Source organism: Pseudomonas sp. Root329, from assembly GCF_001424925.1.
In the GTDB taxonomy this organism is placed as follows: Bacteria; Pseudomonadota; Gammaproteobacteria; order Pseudomonadales; family Pseudomonadaceae; genus Aquipseudomonas; species Aquipseudomonas arabinosi.
The window spans coordinates 129,940-146,351 of record NZ_LMCV01000050.1 but is presented as its reverse complement, the minus strand read 5'-3'; the positions used below and the strand labels follow the sequence as shown (position 1 = coordinate 146,351).

General features: G+C 60.0%; 18 protein-coding genes. 9 read left to right on the top strand and 9 right to left on the bottom strand.

What is annotated here, in order from left to right; genetic code table 11:
* Positions 1-128: 128 nt before the first annotated feature.
* From ASC74_RS29305 to ASC74_RS31485, 6 genes are all read right to left on the bottom strand, one after another.
* Positions 129-701: a HupE/UreJ family protein gene (locus ASC74_RS29305; RefSeq protein WP_056746304.1), complete on the bottom strand. Its 573-nt coding sequence runs from the start codon at positions 699-701 to the stop codon at positions 129-131.
* A 35-nt stretch (positions 702-736) separates the two neighbouring features.
* Positions 737-1,351, bottom strand: a complete 615-nt coding sequence (gene ureG, locus ASC74_RS29300; protein WP_056746302.1) for an urease accessory protein UreG — start codon at positions 1,349-1,351, stop codon at positions 737-739.
* Positions 1,352-1,388: 37 nt separating this feature from the next.
* A complete protein-coding gene (locus ASC74_RS29295) occupies positions 1,389-2,063 on the bottom strand; it encodes an urease accessory protein UreF (protein WP_056746301.1) in 675 nt (224 codons plus the stop codon).
* Positions 2,060-2,560 carry an urease accessory protein UreE gene (gene ureE, locus ASC74_RS29290; RefSeq protein ID WP_056746299.1) on the bottom strand — a complete coding sequence of 167 codons (501 nt, stop codon included), beginning with the start codon at positions 2,558-2,560 and terminating at the stop codon, positions 2,060-2,062. The genes ASC74_RS29295 and ureE overlap by 4 nt, the downstream gene beginning before the upstream one ends.
* A 172-nt stretch (positions 2,561-2,732) precedes the next feature.
* Entirely contained in the window at positions 2,733-3,365 is a 633-nt protein-coding gene (locus ASC74_RS29285) for a TetR family transcriptional regulator (RefSeq protein ID WP_046044801.1), read from the bottom strand.
* 156 nt (positions 3,366-3,521) lie between these two features.
* Positions 3,522-4,076: a hypothetical protein gene (locus ASC74_RS31485; protein WP_080932502.1), complete on the bottom strand. Its 555-nt coding sequence runs from the start codon at positions 4,074-4,076 to the stop codon at positions 3,522-3,524.
* Between the two features lie 373 nt (positions 4,077-4,449).
* Between ASC74_RS31485 and ASC74_RS29275 the strand changes: the two genes are divergently transcribed.
* Positions 4,450-6,525 (top strand): AsmA family protein, encoded by a 2,076-nt coding sequence (locus tag ASC74_RS29275; RefSeq protein ID WP_056746296.1) that lies wholly within the window; start codon positions 4,450-4,452, stop codon positions 6,523-6,525.
* A 35-nt stretch (positions 6,526-6,560) separates the two neighbouring features.
* Here ASC74_RS29275 and ASC74_RS29270 read toward each other — a convergent pair whose 3' ends face one another.
* Complete coding sequence (locus ASC74_RS29270; RefSeq protein ID WP_236713365.1) at positions 6,561-7,583, bottom strand: LysR substrate-binding domain-containing protein; 1,023 nt, start codon at positions 7,581-7,583, stop codon at positions 6,561-6,563.
* Positions 7,584-7,693: 110 nt separating this feature from the next.
* On the opposite strand from ASC74_RS29270, the gene ASC74_RS29265 reads away from it, so the two are divergent.
* From ASC74_RS29265 to ASC74_RS29255, 3 genes are all read left to right on the top strand, one after another.
* Positions 7,694-8,332: an FMN-dependent NADH-azoreductase gene (locus tag ASC74_RS29265; RefSeq protein ID WP_056746295.1), complete on the top strand. Its 639-nt coding sequence runs from the start codon at positions 7,694-7,696 to the stop codon at positions 8,330-8,332.
* Positions 8,333-8,638, top strand: a complete 306-nt coding sequence (locus tag ASC74_RS29260; RefSeq protein ID WP_008157366.1) for a DMT family transporter — start codon at positions 8,333-8,335, stop codon at positions 8,636-8,638. It begins immediately after the preceding gene.
* A 109-nt stretch (positions 8,639-8,747) separates the two neighbouring features.
* A complete protein-coding gene (locus ASC74_RS29255; protein ID WP_056746294.1) occupies positions 8,748-9,638 on the top strand; it encodes an esterase/lipase family protein in 891 nt (296 codons plus the stop codon).
* A 96-nt stretch (positions 9,639-9,734) separates the two neighbouring features.
* Here ASC74_RS29255 and ASC74_RS29250 read toward each other — a convergent pair whose 3' ends face one another.
* Complete coding sequence (locus tag ASC74_RS29250) at positions 9,735-10,622, bottom strand: DMT family transporter (protein ID WP_056746293.1); 888 nt, start codon at positions 10,620-10,622, stop codon at positions 9,735-9,737.
* A gap of 97 nt (positions 10,623-10,719) precedes the next feature.
* Between ASC74_RS29250 and ASC74_RS29245 the strand changes: the two genes are divergently transcribed.
* The 3 genes from ASC74_RS29245 to ASC74_RS29235 all read left to right on the top strand — a co-directional run bounded on the left by ASC74_RS29245 (position 10,720) and on the right by ASC74_RS29235 (position 13,158).
* The gene (locus tag ASC74_RS29245; protein ID WP_177338891.1) at positions 10,720-11,514 is read left to right on the top strand and encodes an AraC family transcriptional regulator; all 795 of its coding nucleotides are present in this window, start codon (positions 10,720-10,722) and stop codon (positions 11,512-11,514) included.
* A 64-nt stretch (positions 11,515-11,578) separates the two neighbouring features.
* Positions 11,579-11,884 (top strand): PsiF family protein, encoded by a 306-nt coding sequence (locus tag ASC74_RS29240; protein ID WP_046044794.1) that lies wholly within the window; start codon positions 11,579-11,581, stop codon positions 11,882-11,884.
* A gap of 260 nt (positions 11,885-12,144) precedes the next feature.
* Positions 12,145-13,158, top strand: coding sequence for an AI-2E family transporter (locus ASC74_RS29235; protein WP_046044793.1), 1,014 nt, complete (start codon positions 12,145-12,147; stop codon positions 13,156-13,158).
* Between the two features lie 115 nt (positions 13,159-13,273).
* Here the strand turns inward: ASC74_RS29235 and ASC74_RS29230 are convergent, their stop codons facing one another.
* The gene (locus ASC74_RS29230) at positions 13,274-14,548 is read right to left on the bottom strand and encodes an Hsp70 family protein (protein ID WP_056746292.1); all 1,275 of its coding nucleotides are present in this window, start codon (positions 14,546-14,548) and stop codon (positions 13,274-13,276) included.
* Positions 14,549-15,004: 456 nt separating this feature from the next.
* Between ASC74_RS29230 and ASC74_RS29225 the strand changes: the two genes are divergently transcribed.
* Both ASC74_RS29225 and ASC74_RS29220 read left to right on the top strand, forming a co-directional pair.
* The gene (locus tag ASC74_RS29225) at positions 15,005-15,952 is read left to right on the top strand and encodes a DnaJ C-terminal domain-containing protein (RefSeq protein ID WP_056746291.1); all 948 of its coding nucleotides are present in this window, start codon (positions 15,005-15,007) and stop codon (positions 15,950-15,952) included.
* A gap of 23 nt (positions 15,953-15,975) precedes the next feature.
* Positions 15,976-16,281, top strand: coding sequence for a chaperone modulator CbpM (locus ASC74_RS29220; RefSeq protein ID WP_056746290.1), 306 nt, complete (start codon positions 15,976-15,978; stop codon positions 16,279-16,281).
* The last annotated feature ends 131 nt before the right edge of the window (positions 16,282-16,412 follow it).

The window sequence follows — 16,412 nt, the reverse complement described above, 5'->3', positions numbered from 1 at the left end:
GGTCTGTCAGACCGCTATCGCGAGCAGGCTCGCTCCCACACTGGAACTGTGCACACAGAACAAATGTGGGAGCGACGGTGCGACGATTCGACCTGCTCGCGATGAGGCCATCACAGGTGATAAAGAAATCAGCCCGCCAACAACCACACGCCAGTCGCCGCCGACGCCGCACCCGCCAGTCGAACCAACGGCGCCGCCGCTTGCGGCAACACCCGCACCAGGGCATAACCCAAGCCATGCAAGGCAGCCGTCGCCGCTACAAAACCCGCCGCATACGCCCAAGGGCTCGACATCTGCGGCAACTCCAGTCCGTGCGCCACCCCATGGAACAGCGCAAACAAAGCGGTTGCCGCAACGGCGAGGCTCAACGGCGGACGCACGGCCAACGCCACCGCCAGGCCCAGCGCCAGCACCGACGCCGCAATCCCGCTCTCCAGCGCCGGCAGGTTCAGCCCTTCAAACCCCAGCAACCCGCCGATCAGCATGATGCCGACGAATGTGCACGGCAGCGCCCAGCGTGCAGCGCCTTTCTGTTGTGCCGCCCACAAACCGACCGCAACCATCGCCAACAAGTGATCGAGGCCTCCGACCGGGTGGCTGATGCCGGCGATCAAACCGTTGTCGCCATGCCCCGGGTGGGCGAAGGCGATGGCCGGGGTCAGCAGCAGGGCCATGGCGCCCAGAATGCGTTTAAGTGTCATGGATAAGCTTCCTTGTTGATAAAAGTTGATCGTGTTCACGCCGCTGTCAGCAGGCCCTGGCGTTCGATGAAGGCGATGATTTCTTCCAGGCCGAGGCCGGTTTTCTGGTTGCTGAAAACGAACGGTTTGCCGTTGCGCATGCGCTGGGTGTCGCTGTCCATCAGTTCCAGCGACGCACCCACCAATGGCGCGAGGTCGATTTTGTTGATCACCAGAAGATCCGATTTGCAGATCCCCGGCCCACCCTTGCGCGGCAGTTTGTCGCCGGCCGAGACGTCGATCACATAAATGGTCAGGTCGGACAGCTCTGGGCTGAAGGTGGCGGACAGGTTGTCACCACCGGACTCCACAAGGATCAGGTCCAGCCCTGGAAAGCGGCGGTTCAGTTGGTCCACGGCTTCGAGGTTGATCGAGGCGTCTTCGCGAATCGCCGTGTGCGGGCAGCCGCCGGTTTCCACGCCGATGATTCGCTCCGGCGCCAGGGCTTCGTTGCGCACCAGAAAGTCGGCGTCTTCACGGGTGTAGATGTCGTTGGTGACCACCGCCAGGTTGTAGCGGTCGCGCAGCGCCAGGCACAGGGCCAAAGTCAGCGCAGTTTTGCCGGAACCGACCGGGCCGCCGATGCCGACGCGCAGAGGTTGTGTATTCATGTGCTTCTCCAAAATAACAGGCCCAAAATAACTGGCCCTAGGAACGGAACAGGCGGCTGTACTGGCGCTCATGGGCCATGCACGCCAGGGACAGGCCGAAAGCGGCGCTGCCATAGTGTTCGGGGTTGATTCGGGTGGCGTTCTGCTGAGCCTCTTGCAGCAGCGCAAGCAACTGGCTGGTCAGGCGTTGCGCAGCTTGTTGGCCCAGTGGCAGGGTTTTCATCAACACCGCCAGTTGGTTTTCCAGCCAACTCCAGAGCCACGCCGCGAGTGCGTCCTGCGGGCTGATATTCCAGGCGCGAGCGGCCAGTGCCCAGCCGAGGGCCAGATGCGGCTCGGGACGTTGTTCAAGAAAGGCGCGGGCCGATGCATCCAGCTCAGGCAAACCGTTGAGCAGTTGCTGCAACGAATAGCCCATCTGCCGGCTCTCCTGATGCAGCTCCCTGGTTTCCCGGCTGGCGCGATGTTCTTCGCAGCGTTGCAGCAATTCACCCCAGTTTTCATCAGAGGCGGCCACGCAATGGGCGAGCAGCAACGGCGCTTCGAAACGCGCCAGGTTCAGCAGCAACTGATCACTGATCCAGCGACGGGCGCTGTCAGGATCATTCACCCGGCCGTTGTCCACAGCCATTTCCAGACCTTGGGAATAGCTGTAACCGCCAATCGGCAGTTGCGGACTGGCCAGGCGCAACAGCGCCCAGGCTGGGTTCATAACCGCACGCCGAACTGGTGCAGTTTCGGCGGGTAGTTGAAGTCTTCATCGCCGTGGCGCGAATGGTGGTGGCCGCCACCGTAGGCGCCGTGTTCCGGCTGGAACGGCGCTTCGATGTTCTCGACCTTGGCATCAAGCTGTTCGAGCATGGCCTTGAGCACGTAGTCGTCGAGCAGGCGCAACCAGCCATCGCCAATTTGCAGGGCGACATGGCGGTTGCCGAGGTGATAGGCGGCGCGAGTCAGTTCGAAAGCATTGGCGCAGGTGACGTGCAGCAGGTGTTCGGCCCGAGCGCAGACGCGGACGATGCGCCCGTCTTCGGCTTGCAGGCACTCACCGTCATACAGGGGTGGCTGACCGCGCTCCAAAAACAAACCGACGTCTTCACCCTCGGCACTGAAACAGCGCAAACGGCTTTTGCTCCGGGCTTCGAAGGTCAGGTGCAACTCGGCGGCCCAGACGGGTTGAGGGTCGATTCTGCGATGAATCACCAGCATCGGAAGGCTTCCAGCAATGGACAATGCTTAGGCTAGAGCAAGGGGCTTGCCAATCGGGTGATACGTAGGAAATGCCTGTCGGTGCTCAGTGGGGGCTACTAGCCTTTGCGGCTATTTGGATGAATTTGGTGCGGTGCAGCGCTACTCGCACCAAATTGCGGCTTTTAGAGGATTACTCGGTGCTGCCGAGTCCCTGCCAATGCTTGAGGCCAATAAAGATAAACCGCAACTGCTGGGTAATCTTCGCCTGCGGCGTCAGATGCTCGGGCAATGCCTGTGCCGGCGGATCAATGATGTCCGGCAAGGTTGCAAACACGCTTTTAACAATCAGGTCAGCCATGACGCTCAGGCCGGCGATGTCCAGGTGTTGCAGTTTCGGCATCAAGGACAAGTCGGCCGCCAGGTCCGAGCTTATGTCTTCGCGCAAACGGCCGATGGCCAGCCGCACTGGCAGCGAACCGCCGTACTGCTCGCGTGCGAGAAACAGGAACTGCGAGCGATTGGCCGTGACCACGTCGAGAAAGATCCGCACCGAGGCGTCGATGATGCCGCCCATGACGAACTCGTTGTGGCGCACCAGGCGAATGGTTTCGCGGAAGGTTTGACCGACTTCACTCACCAGTACCAGGCCCAGTTCATCCATATCGGCGAAATGCCGGTAGAAACCGGTGGGCACGATCCCGGCGGTTCTGGCAACTTCGCGCAGGCTCAGGCTGCCGAATCCTCGGCCGCATTCCATCAAGTGGCGGGCAGCGTCCATCAGGGCGTTGCGGGTCTGTTGTTTCTGTTCGGCGCGGGGCAGCATCGCAAGGGTGTTTTCTGGATAAGACAGCGGCGCACTCTAGCAAATCGGCTTTGCCGGCGTCGAATGACTATCGGGGGATCAAGCAGGGAAGTGAGGCATCTATAACGTCAAAAGCCCAATCCGAGGATTGGGCTTTTTTTCAGGGCCGCCATGGGCTCAGCTCAAAGCGCTGTTGCGTTCGATGACACGGTCACCACCACCTTCAGCCAGAGTTTGACCTTGTGGAGTGCGATCGGAACCATCAGCAGCCAGGGTTTGACCTTGTGGAGTGCGATCGGAACCGTCAGCAGCCAGGGTTTGACCTTGTGGAGTGCGATCGGAACCGTCAGCAGCCAGAGTTTGACCTTGTGGAGTACGATCGGAACCGTCAGCAGCCAGGGTTTGGCCTTGTGGAGTGCGATCAGAACCATCAGCAGCCAGGGTTTGACCCTGTGGAGTGCGATCGGAACCGTCAGCAGCCAGGGTCTGACCTTGTGGAGTGCGGTCGGAACCATCAGCAGCCAAGGTTTGACCTTGTGGAGTACGGTCCGAGCCATCCTGGGTGATCAGGCCTTTTTCTTTCAGGCGATCATTGCCACCTTCGGCGACGGTTTGGCTGAATACCGAGTGGGTGGATTTGACTTGTGGGGTCGCCTGGTCAGCAGCTGGCAGGGCGAAAGCTGTGCTGGCCAGCATTGAGAGGGTAAGGCTAAACAGTAATTGGCGTTTCATGATTGGGTGCTCCGAGGGAGGGCGATAAAGTGGGTACGAGGGCAATGCTACTCTCGATAAGTCGATATAAAAGTTCATAAACGCAATGGTAATAATCAACGGAATTGATTGTTCCGTGAAACGGCTCTAAATCGGGCGTTTCCGCCGGACGTTTTTGCGCTGAGATGGGTATTTTCCACTCACTCGCGCCTTGCAAAAGTGCGGGTCCGGTAACGCATCCTGTCGCCGACCGATTATTTGAGCGTTAAGCGGAATTTCGGTTAAACCTGCGCGCCATTTCCCAGTCCTAGACTCCATGGCAGGCCGGTTCTGGCCTAACGTTTCAAACGTGCGTCGCAGTCAGGGCGCTCAGTCGTATCAGGAGCCCTGTGCAATGACGCGCACTCGTAAAATGTTTACCTGGACCCTCGCCAGCCTTGTTGTCCTGCTGGCCGTACTGGTTCTGATCATCGCGTTCTTCGATTGGAACCGGATCAAACCGCCGCTTAACGCCAAAGTTTCCGAAGAGCTGCACCGCCCGTTCGCCATCAACGGCAACCTCGCGGTGGTCTGGCAACGTGAGCCCGACGAGGGCGGCTGGCGCGCGTGGGTGCCGTGGCCGCATGTGGTGGCGGAGGATTTGAGCCTGGGCAATCCGGACTGGTCGAAGACACCGCAGATGGTCACCCTCAAACGCGTCGAGTTGCGCATCTCACCCTTGGCCTTGCTGGCGCAGCGCGTGGTGATTCCGCGTATTGACCTGACCGAACCGAATGCCGACCTCCAGCGCCTTGCCGATGGTCGCGCCAACTGGACCTTCAAATTCGATCCGAAAGACCCGAACGCCGAGCCTTCAAGCTGGGTGGTGGACATCGGTGCGATCGGCTTTGACAAAGGCCACGTCATCCTCGACGACCAGAGCCTGAAAACTCAGCTCGACTTGATCATCGACCCGCTGGGCAAACCGATTCCGTTCAGTGACATCGTCGGTGACAAAGCCGCGAATACCGCGTCGGAAAAGGGCGCCTCGCCGCAGGATTACGCGTTCGCGCTGAAGGTCAAAGGCCAATACCACGGCCAGAAACTCGGGGGCGAAGGTAAGATCGGCGGCCTGCTGGCGTTGCAGGACGCGGCCAGACCGTTCCCGCTTCAGGCACACGTGAATATCGCCGACACCAGCGTCGAACTGGCCGGCACCCTCACCGATCCACTGAACCTCGGCGCCCTGGATTTGCGCCTGAAACTGGCCGGCACCAGTCTGGGCAATCTCTACCCGCTGACCGGCGTGACCCTGCCGGACACGCCGCCGTACGAGACTGACGGGCACTTGATCGCCAAGCTGCATGAAGCGGACGGCGCGGTATTCCGTTACGAAGAATTCAACGGCAAGATTGGTCAGAGCGACATCCATGGCAGCCTGGCTTATGTCGCCAGCCAGCCGCGTCCGAAGCTGAGCGGTTCGCTGGTTTCCAATCAACTGCTGTTTGCCGACCTGGCCCCGCTGATCGGTGCCGATTCCAACGCCAAACAAAAGGCCCGTGGTGGTGAAAGCAAGCAGCCAGTAGACAAGGTGTTGCCGGTCGAAGAGTTTAAAACCGAGCGCTGGCGCGATATGGACGCTGACGTCGAGTTCACCGGCAAGCGCATCGTCCACAGCGAAAAACTGCCGTTCAACGATCTCTACACCCACCTGATACTCACTGACGGCGTGCTCAGCCTTGAGCCCCTGCGCTTCGGTGTGGCTGGCGGCAACCTGGATGCTCAGATTCGCCTCAATGGCCGAACCGAACCGTTGGAAGGCCGGGCCAAACTCACCGCACGCAAGTTCAAACTCAAACAGCTGTTCCCGACCTTTGAGCCGATGAAAACCAGTTTCGGCGAGCTCAATGGCGATGCCGACATCACCGGTCGTGGCAACTCGGTGGCCAAACTGCTGGGCACCGCCAATGGCAATCTGAAGATGCTGATTAACGATGGCGCTATCAGCCGCGAACTCATGGAGCTGGCAGGGCTCAACGTCGGCAACTATGTAGTCGGCAAGATCTTTGGCGACAAGGAAGTGAAGATCAACTGCGCTGCCGCTGACTTCGACATCAAGACCGGACTGGCGACCACGCGCCTGTTCGTCTTCGATACCGAAAACGCGATCATCTACATCGATGGCACGGCCAACATGGCGACTGAGCAACTGGACCTGACCATCTCCCCGGAATCCAAGGGCTGGCGCTTGATTTCGCTGCGTTCGCCGCTGTACGTGCGGGGTAAGTTCATCAAGCCTGATGCGGGTGTGAAGGCTGTGCCGCTGATACTGCGCGGGGCGGGGATGGTGGCGTTGGGTGTGATTGCCGCACCGGCGGCGGGGTTGCTGGCGTTGGTGGCGCCGAGCGGTGGCGAACCGAATCAGTGCGCGCCGTTGCTGGAGCAGATGAAGGCCGGCAAGGCGCCAGTCACCGTCAAACCCACCCGGTAGCCACAGATAGTTCCCACGCTCCGCGTGGGAATACCTCAACGGACGCTCTGCATTCGGCTTTTGATGGGACGCGGAGCGTCCCGGGCTGCATTCCCACGCAGAGCGTGGGAACGATCAGTCATCTCCTGAGCTGGCGAAGGCTGCGATCTTGGCAATAGCCCCGACAACGCTGCTTCTTCCTGCAACCACGCAAAAAACGCCCGGACCGGCGGATGCCGTTCGCGCCCCGGCACGCACAGTGCCGCGTAACCGGCACCATCGACCTGAACCTCACCCTTGTAAGCCACCAGCAAACCACTGGCCACGCTCTCGGACGCCAGAATATTGCTCGCCAGCACCAGGCCTTGCCCGGCAATCGCCGCTTGCAGGGCGTAATGCTCTTCGTCGTATTCACGAACCGCTGGCTTTCCCGCAAGCCAGTTCTCGCCGGACTGCGCGCACCAGGCCTCCCAACCGTGGGCGTACAGTTTGGAGTTGTGCCAGCGCACGCTGATCAGCGTCGGCGCTCGGCTGGCGGCCAGGGCGACTTGCTCCGGCGAGCCATAGACACCAAAGGATTCGTCAAACAGACACAGGCCATAAAGGTTCGGGTAATCATCGAGGCTGTAGCGCACCACCAGATCGACGCTGGCGTCCTGATGCAAATCGATGACTTCGCAATGGGTATCGAGCCGCAGGCTGATGTTCGGGTGCCGGGCGTAAAACCGGCCCAGCCGCGGCACCAGCCATAACGCAGCGAAAGCGGCGGTGGTGGAGATCGTCAAGCTCGCGCCGCTGCGTTGCGGGCGCAGTGTATCGACACTTTGCGCCACTTCCAGCAAGGCGCCGTGCAAGCTGTGGAACAGTCGTTCACCGCAGTCCGTCAGGCGAACTTGCCGTGGCAGTCGCTCGAATAACGGCACACCGAGCCAGGTCTCCAGCGAACGAATCTGATGGGAAACCGCCGTCGGCGTCACCGAGAGTTCTTCGGCGGCAGCCTTGAAGCTCAGCAGGCGCGAGGCGGATTCAAAGGCGCGCAGGGCGGTCAGCGGCAGCGAGGCAAACATTGAAAGCTCCATGGATGAAATCAATTCATCCAGACTGATTTTTGCTCATTTGAAGAGGGGCGGCTACGCGCTTCAAGCTGCAAGCCACAAGCAGTTTGAGTTTAGTCCTTCAGGAGATTCAGATGAGCACAATTCTTGCCGTACATGCCAGCCCCCGTGGCGACCGTTCTCATTCCAGGCGCTTGGCAGAGGTGTTTCTTTCCGCCTGGCAGGCGGCCAATCCTCAGTCGCACCTGACCCGTCGCGAAGTCGGTCGGGCGTTGATTCCGCCGGTCAATGAGGCTTTTGTGGCTGCCGCGTTTTACCCCGAGCCTGATGCGCGGCCGCTGTCGATGCAGGCCGATCTGGCGTTCAGCGATGAACTGGTAAGCGAGTTGCTTGGCCACGATTTGCTGGTGATCTCCACGCCGATGCATAACTTCAGCGTGCCCAGCGGCCTTAAGGCCTGGATCGATCAGATTGTGCGACTCGGATTGACCTTCAATCACACCCTGGACAATGGCGTGGCCCAATACGAGCCGCTGGTGCAGGGCAAAAAGGCGTTGATCGTCACCAGTCGCGGCGGGTTCGGTTTCGGGCCCGGTGGAGAACTTGAGGCGATGAACCATGCCGATCCGTTGTTGCGAACGGCGTTGGGGTTCATCGGCATCACCGACATTACGGTCGTGGCCGCCGAAGGCGAAGAATCCGAGGCGCGCACCTTCCAGATCTCCGCCGCTGAGGCCGAGCAGCGTTTGCGGGCGCTGGCCAGGGAGTTCTAGATGGCCTGGCTGTTTTTGCTGATCGCCGCGGGCTTCGAAGTCACCTTTGCCATGGGTATGAAGTACGCCGAGGGCTTCACCCGGCTCTGGCCGTCGATGATCACCGTGGTGGCCGCGGTGGGCGGGATCTACTTCCTGACCCTGGCCATGCGCGAGTTGCCGGTGAGCATCGCTTACCCGATCTGGACCGCCATCGGCTCCCTGGGCACGGTGTTTCTCGGGTTTGCGCTGCTCGGCGAAAGCCTGACGGCGGTCAAACTGGTGTCGGTCGGATTGATCGTGGCGGGGGTGGTGGGGCTGAAGTAGGGCGCGATGTCATAGACTGGTCGTCGAGTTGTCATCTTCGATGCCGATGCTTGGCTGATGTCTTGCATTCAGCCTTGCGTCACCTCACCGATCACAAGGACGTTCGCCCATGTCGCAAGGTTCCGCCACGCGTTACCCGTTGGTGCTGGTCCCGGGAATGCTCGGGTTTATCCGTCTGCTGCTCTATCCATACTGGTACGGGATCATCTCGGCCTTGCGCCGGGGTGGGGCGACGGTGATTGCGGTGCAGGTCTCACCGATCAACTCCTGCGAAGTGCGCGGCGAGCAACTGCTGGCGCGGATCGAGGAAATCCTGCGGGAAACCGGGGCCGAGAAAGTCAACCTGATCGGCCACAGCCAAGGGGCACTGACCGCCCGCTATGCCGCGGCCAAGCGCCCGGATCGGGTGGCTTCGGTCACCTCGGTGGCAGGCCCCAATCACGGCTCGGAACTGGCGGATTACCTGCACAAACACTATCCGGGAGACAGCGCCAAGGGGCGTTTGCTCAGCGTTTTGCTGCGTTGGATCAGTGCGCTGATGAGCCTGCTGGAAACCGGTTATCGCGGACCGAAGTTGCCGGTGGATATCCATGCCTCCCATCATTCACTGACGACGGAAGGCGTGGCGCTGTTCAACCAGCGTTATCCACAGGGCTTGCCTGAAACCTGGGGCGGGCATGGGCCGGAAGAGGTCAATGGCGTGCGGTATTACTCCTGGTCCGGGACCTTGCAACCGGGCAAGACCAATCGCGGGCGAAACCTGTTTGATGGGACCAACCGCAGCTGCCGGTTGTTTGCCAGAACCTTCGTTCGGGAGGTCGGGCATTGCGACGGGATGGTCGGGCGTTACAGCTCGCATCTGGGGACAGTGATTGGTGACGAGTATCCGATGGATCACTTCGACATCGTCAATCAGTCGTTGGGTTTGGTAGGGAAGGGGGCGGAGCCGATCCGGTTGTTTGTCGAGCATGCTGCGCGGCTGAAAGCAGCTGGGGTTTAGCCGGTAAACCGCGTCATCGTTCTTCGCGAGCAAGCCCGCTCCCACATTTGGAATGCATTCCCCTGTGGGAGCGGGCTTGCTCGCGAAAGCGTCCGCTCAGGCTACGCGAATCTTACGGCCTAGAACTGTGGTCCAGCGCTCCGAAAGAATCACCCCACCCAACGTCAACACCCCGCCGACCAAGTGATACATCGCCAACTGCTCATGCAGCACCACCGCCGCAATCAGCGCAGTAATCAGCGGCAGCAAATTAAAAAACAACGTAGTCCGGCTCGGACCCAGACGCACCACGGCCTGCATCCATGCCAATGGCGCAACCATCGAGGCCAACAAGCAGGCGTAAAGCACCAGCGGAATGTTCTGCAGCGTCGGGCCGATCTTCGGTGAGGCGAGGAACATCGGAAACAGCACCACCACCGCCACCCATACCTGCAAGTACAGCAACACCAGCGGCGGCAAACGCAGCTGCCACTTTTTCAGCAGCGTGCTGTAGATCGCGTAGGCCAGGGTGGCGATCAGCATCATCGCGTCACCCAGGTTCACCCCGTGTTCAAGCAGCGCACCAAGGCTGCCGGATGAGACGACCACCAAAACCCCCGCAAACGACAGCACCGCACCGGCCAGGGCGCCGATGGTCAGGCGCTGGCCGAGGCCAATGATCGCCATGGCCAGTGACATCAACGGCATCAGCGACAGGATGATGCCCATGTTGGTGGCCGAGGTCAGGCTCGCCGCGAAGTACGCCAGGCTTTGGTAAACAGCCATGCCGAGCACGCCGAGCACAAAGATCTTGCCCAGGTTCGGGCGGATCGCTGGCCAATGGGCGATCACCGGTTTGAGCATGAAGGGTGTGAACAGCAATCCGGCAAGCAGCCAGCGGTAAAAACCGATCTCGGCAGGGAAGATCGCCCCGGCCGACATTTTGGTGATCACGGTATTGCCGGCCCAGATGAAAATGGCCAGCAGGGGATAAGCGTATTGCATCAGAGAAAACCAGAACGTTAATGAGGGGGTGATTATCGCCTGTCTGGATACAAGCCTATACTTCGATCCAGACAACCTGCCCCTGATGACGGACAGCATGAACAGTAAACACATCGATCTGCTCGACTTCAGCGAACTGCCTGCCCCGGTGTACTTCCGGTATGCCGATTTTGATGCGCATCGTTATGCCTCGGCGCACCGTCACCCATGGGGCACGCTGGAGTATTCGGCCCACGGCGTATTGCACATGGAAATCGGCGGCAGCCGCTTCATGTCACCGCCGCAATACGCGGTGTGGGTACCGCCGCAGACCGAGCACAGCTTCTATAGCCATCAGCCGATCAACTATCGCGCAGTCTGCCTGGCTCCGCCGATGTGCCACAACCTGCCGCAACAGGCCTGCACCCTGGCCATCAGCGACATACTCAAAGCGATCCTCAAAGACTTCGCTGCCCGGGATGTGAAGATTCCGGAGTACGAAGCCGACAAACGTCTCGCTCAGGTGTTGGTGGATCAGCTGCAACAGGCGCCGGTGCATAAATGTTATTTGCCCTACGCCAGCAGCCCCGGCTTGCTCGGGATACTCGAAGCCTTGCAGGCCGAGCCCGGTGATAACCGGCCCTTGTCGGAGTGGGCTGCGCAGATCCATGTCAGCGAGCGCACCCTGGCGCGGCGGTTCGTGCGTGAGTTGGGCATGAGTTTTGGTGAGTGGCGGCAGCGATTGCGGTTTCTGGCGGCGATCGAAGCGCTGGACAGCCACCGCAGCATCCAGGAGATCGCGTTCGACATGGGCTACAGCACCGGCTCAGCGTTTATCGCGATGTTTCAACGCCAGGCGGAGTGCACGCCGGAACAGTATCGACGCAGCCACCTTGAGAGCAGGAAGGTGTAACAGGTGTTGTCTACACTCCAGAGCGAGGCCGTGCTCGTCGGTGCGGCAACAAGGAGAAAACTCCATGAAGATGTTGCGTGTCCCTTTGTTGATGATCGGTTTGCTGCTCTGCGCCCAAGGCTTTGCCGCCACCGAGCAACAGAACAAGATGACCACCTGCAATGCTGACGCTACCGCGAAAACCCTCAAGGGAGACGAACGCAAAGCCTTCATGAGCAATTGCCTCAAGGCTGCACCCGCCGCCGAGGCTGCCAAACCCCTGACGCCTCAGCAAGAGAAAATGAAAACCTGCAACGCCGATGCCGCCACTAAGGCGCTCAAGGGTGATGCGCGCAAAACCTTCATGAGCGATTGCCTGAAGAAAAAATAACAACATGGTCATGGGTGGGGCGGGAGATTTGTGGGGGCTGTGAGGTCCCCTTCGCGAGCAAGCCCGCTCCCACATTTGGCCGCATTCCATCTGGAAGAACTCGGTCGAATGTGGGAGCGGGCTTGCTCGCGAAGAGGCCGGCAAGGACATTGCAAAAATCCGCCACCATTGCGACCAAGGTCGACCTACACAATCCCTAGTGCTGGCATCGGAACGCTGGCAGACTGCCAATCCTTTTACGCCGTTCGTTTTGAGGCTGTATGCCAACGTTTTCTGAACGCCAAGTCTTATTGTCAATCAGTTGGGTCATCATCTTTGGTGGTTTGTTGCTGGTGATCCCGCTGCGATTACTGCCGAGTTTGCTGGCCGGACTGCTGGTGTTCGAACTGGTCAACATGCTCACCCCGCAATTGCAGCGCCTGATCGAAGGTCGGCGTGCGCGCTGGCTGGCGGTGGCGTTGTTGGGGACGCTAGTGGTCAGTGTGTTGACGCTGATCTTTGCCGGTGCCTTCAGCTTTCTGCTGCATGAAGCGGAAAACCCCGGCGCTTCTCTCGACAAATTCATGGGTGTGGTTGATCGGGCGCGCGGGCAACTGCCGCCGTTCATCGACGCCTATCTACCCGCCAGTGCCGCCGAGTTCCGCGTGGCGATTGGCGAGTGGGTGAGCAAGCATCTAAGCGATTTGCAGCTGGTGGGCAAGGACGCAGCGCACATGTTTGTGACGCTGCTGATCGGCATGGTGCTGGGGGCGATCATTGCCTTGCAGCGCGTGCCGGACGTGACCAAGCGCAGGCCATTGGCCGCCGCGCTGTTCGACCGCTTGCACCTGCTGGTCCAGGCGTTTCGCAACATCGTGTTCGCCCAAATCAAGATTTCCCTGCTCAACACCTTCTTCACCGGGATTTTCCTGGTGGTGGTCCTGCCGATGTTCGGCATCAAGCTGCCGCTGACCAAAACCCTGATCGTGCTGACCTTCCTGCTCGGCTTGTTGCCGGTGATCGGCAACCTGATGTCGAACACCCTGATCACCATCGTCGGTCTGTCGCTGTCGATCTGGGTGGCCGTGGCGGCGTTGGGTTACCTGATTTTTATCCACAAGCTCGAATACTTTCTCAACGCGCGCATCGTTGGCGGGCAGATCAGTGCCAAGTCGTGGGAGTTGCTGCTGGCAATGCTGGTGTTCGAGGCCGCGTTCGGCCTGCCGGGGGTGGTGGCGGGGCCGATTTATTACGCGTACCTGAAGAGTGAGTTGAAGCAGGTGGGGATGGTTTGATCAGGTGATGTGTATTGCCTGATAGGGCCCTATCGCGAGCAAGCTCGCTCCCACAGGGGAACGCATTCCAATGTGGGAGCGAGCTTGCTCGCGATGGCCTCGTCTCGGTTTCGGATCAGTCCATGTTGCCGTAGCGCTTCATCGCTTCAATCGCCAAGCCACTGCCGATGCTGCCGAAGATGTTCCCTTCCACATGCCGAGCGTTCGGCAACATCGCCGAGACGCTGTTGCGCAGTGCCGGAATTCCGCTCGAGCCGCCGGTGAAGAACACTGTATCCACCTGATCGACCCGCACGTTGGCGTCGTTCAGTAGCTGGGTCACGCTGTTGCGCACGCGCTCCAACAGGTTGTCGATGGCCGATTCGAACAGTGCCCGGCTCAACTCCACGCTCAAACCCGGTTCGATGCGGTCCAGCGGCACATGGCGGCTGTCGGCATGGGTCAGCTGGATCTTGGTTTCTTCCACTTCCATGGCCAGCCAGTGGCCGGCGCGCTGGTCGATCAGCTTGAACAGGCGATCGATGCCGCCAGTGTCTTCGATGTCGTAACGCATGCTGCCCAGCGCCAGGGTCGACTTCTGCGAATACACCGAGTTGATGGTGTGCCAGGTCGCCAGGTTCATGTGGTGGCTGGTGGGCATGTAGGCGCCGCTCTTCATCCGGCTGCCGTAGCCGAACAGCGGCATCAGGCCTTGCAGGCTCAGCTGCTTGTCGAAATCGGTCCCGCCGATGTGCACGCCGCCGGTGGCGAGGATGTCGTCGTGACGGTTGTCGTGGTTGCGGCGTTCAGGGGACAGGCGCACCAGCGAGAAGTCCGACGTACCACCACCGATGTCGACGATCAGTACCAGCTCTTCTTTTTCAATGGTCGACTCATAGTCGAAGGCCGCCGCAATCGGTTCGTACTGGAACGAAACGTCCTTGAAACCGATGGCGCGGGCCACGTCCACCAGGGTGTTTTCGGCTTCCTGGTCGGCCATTTCATCGTCATCGACGAAGAACACCGGACGACCCAGCACCACTTCATCGAACTCGCGACCGGCGGCAGTTTCAGCGCGCTTCTTCAGCTGGCCGATAAACAGTCCGAGCAGGTCCTTGAACGGCATCGCCGTGCCGAGGACGCTGGTGTCGTGCTTGATCAGCTTGGAGCCCAGCAGGCTCTTGAGCGAGCGCATCAACCGGCCTTCATAGCCTTCCAGGTATTCGTGCAGCGCGAGGCGGCCGTACACCGGGCGGCGTTCTTCCATGTTGAAGAAGACCACCGAAGGCAGGGTGATCTTGTCGTCCTCCAGCGCGATCAGCGTTTCCATGCCGGGGCGCAGCCAGCCGACGGTGGAGTTGGACGTGCCGAAGTCGATACCACAGGCACGGGCTGGAGATGCGTTTTTCATGTCTTTCGAGTTCCGGTTAAAAAACGGCCGCGCAGTGTATGTCAGTGCGGCACAGATTCGAAGGCCGACTATCTGCTAAATCATCACGAATAGCGCCTTGATAAGCTGGCCCGATGCCCCAAACTTGTCTGCATCGACCCTGGCAGCCATTCGGCGGTCGCAAGAACTGCCCACCGCTGCCGATAAACTTCTGATGCGCGCCCCGGTCACAATAGTGTCCTGCCTCGCAAATACTGTTCCTTTTTGACGGCGTCTGTTTCTGCCATGCTGCGTTGCCGCTCCTCGCCATAGCGGGCTATGACTCGTCGCGGCGCCTTGCCTGGCAGCAACAGCCACTCGTCAAAAGAGGAACGTATTTGCGAGGCAGGACACTAGAGATCGGTCAACCTCGCGGCTGCCAATAAGCGCATGCTGCCGGTGACGGCGCGATTTTGATAACGGATGGTGATTCCCTCGATGGACTTCAAAGACTATTACAAGATTCTCGGTGTGGAACCGACCGCGGACGATAAGACGATCAAGGCCGCCTATCGCAAGCTGGCGCGCAAGTATCACCCGGACGTCAGCAAGGAAAAGGACGCCGAGTCCAAATTCAAAGACGCCTCGGAAGCCTATGAAGCGCTGAAAAGCGCCGACAAGCGCGCCGAATACGACGACTTGCGCAAATACGGCCAGCACGGCCAACCGTTCCAGGGCCCGCCGGGTTGGCAGGGGCGTGGCGCAGGCGGTTTCGGTGGTGGTCAGGATACGGGCGATTTTTCGGACTTCTTCAGTTCGATCTTCGGCAACCGTGGCCCTGGTTTTGATGGTGGACAGTCGGGCCGTAGCGCCGGACGTCGAGGGCAAGACGTGGAAATGGAACTCGGGATTTTTCTGGAAGAAACCCTCTCGAACGAATCGAAGAAGGTCACCTTCCAGGTGCCGCAGTACAACGCTGCCGGCCAGCATGTCAGCAATACCAGCAAAAGCCTGAACGTGAAGATCCCGGCCGGCGTGACCGACGGCGAGCGCATCCGCCTCAAGGGTCAGGGTGCACCGGGCACTGGTGGCGGGGCGAATGGCGACTTGTTCCTGATCATTCGCTTTGCGCCGCACCCCAAGTTCGACGTCGAAGGCGAGAACCTGATCATTACCTTGCCGCTGGCTCCGTGGGAGTTGGCATTAGGTACTGAGGTGGCAGTGCCTACACTGACAGGCAAGATCAACCTCAAGGTTCCGGCCGGCAGCCAGAACGGCCAGCGCATGCGCGCCAAGGGCCACGGCTTGATGAACAAGGCTGGCCATCGCGGTTATCTGTTTGTACAACTCAAGGCCGTCATGCCTAAAACCTCGGACGACGAGGTGAAGGCGCTGTGGCAGGAGCTGGCGAAAAAAGCGGCTTTCAACCCCAGAGAACACTTCTGATCCAAGAGACGGAGTAGCCCATCATGAGCAACCCCCTGATCGTTCAACTGGACATGGCAGAATTCTGTGAGGCGACCGACCTGTCGGACGTCTACGTGATCGAAATCGTCGAACACGGCATCCTCGAACCTCAGGGCGCACTGCCCAAGGATTGGCGTTTCAACGATTATGAACTGGCACTGGCCAAGCGTGCCGCCAAGCTGCGGCACGATCTGGAGCTGGAATGGGAAGGCGTCGCCCTGGCGCTGGACCTGCTGGAAGAGGTCCAGCAACTGCGGGCCGAGAATCGCATGCTCAAGCAGCGGTTGGCTCGGTTGATCGTCGAGTAGCCAAAATATAGGGATAAACACTCGATAGGTGGCGAGGGGGCAATCCCCTCACCACAATGCGGTGCTGCTGAACATCATCGGCTACAAAACCACCCGCGACACTCTCGGCAACACCACACTAAACGTCGTGC